Raw genomic sequence first — 793 nt, forward strand, 5'->3', positions numbered from 1 at the left:
GCGGAGACCTGGCGAACATGTTGTGGCGCAGGATGATTGACAACGCCGAGGAATACATGGCAGAGGGCGTGCGCGCCGGGACGATCAAACCCAGCCGAGACCCCAAGGGGCGGGCCAGGTATTTGGCCATCACCGGCGGCGGCGGCTTCCTCCTCTACATCCAAATGCATGAAACACCAACAGATTTGCGGGCAGTGCTGCGCGACTACTCGCGCGACATGATTCTGCCCGCGCTTGAGGTCTACACCGAGGGCCTGCTGACCGACCGGACCATGTACGACGCATTCCTGGCCGCCGAAGATCAAGGAGGATCTGATGCCGACTGAAAACGCCGACGGATTCGCACCGATCGAGATCCGGGGTCTGACAAAGAATTTCGGTGCGGTTCGAGCGCTGGACGGCCTGGACCTCACGGTGCGGGAGGGAGAGGTCCACGGGTTCCTCGGGCCCAACGGCGCCGGGAAGTCCACGACCATCCGCGTCCTGTTGGGCCTGGTGAAAGCCGACGGCGGCAGTGTGCGGCTGCTCGGCGGCGACCCGTGGACACAGGCCGTCGCCCTGCATCGCCACATCGCTTACGTGCCAGGCGATGTGACGTTGTGGCCGTCGCTGACCGGCGGTGAGATTATCGACCTGCTGGCCCGGATGCGGGGTGGCATCGACAAGAAGCGCCGCGCCGAGTTGATCGAGCGCTTCGACCTGGACCCGCACAAGAAGGCGCGCACGCCCTCTGCCATGTATTCCTCGGCGTTGTCAATCATCCTGCGCCACAACATGTTCGCCAGGTCTCCGC

At 64.2% G+C, this 793-nt stretch carries 1 protein-coding gene and 1 pseudogene; both read left to right on the top strand.

The window, feature by feature from the left end:
• Positions 1-326: pseudogene (locus A5624_RS17225) on the top strand (TetR/AcrR family transcriptional regulator); the annotation flags it as partial.
• The coding region (locus A5624_RS17230) for an ATP-binding cassette domain-containing protein (RefSeq protein ID WP_231999880.1) at positions 316-793 on the top strand (478 nt) is incomplete at its 3' end. The pseudogene A5624_RS17225 and the gene A5624_RS17230, both read left to right, overlap by 11 nt.

Source organism: Mycobacterium sp. 1482292.6 (assembly GCF_001672995.1).
In the GTDB taxonomy this organism is placed as follows: domain Bacteria; phylum Actinomycetota; class Actinomycetes; order Mycobacteriales; family Mycobacteriaceae; genus Mycobacterium; species Mycobacterium europaeum_A.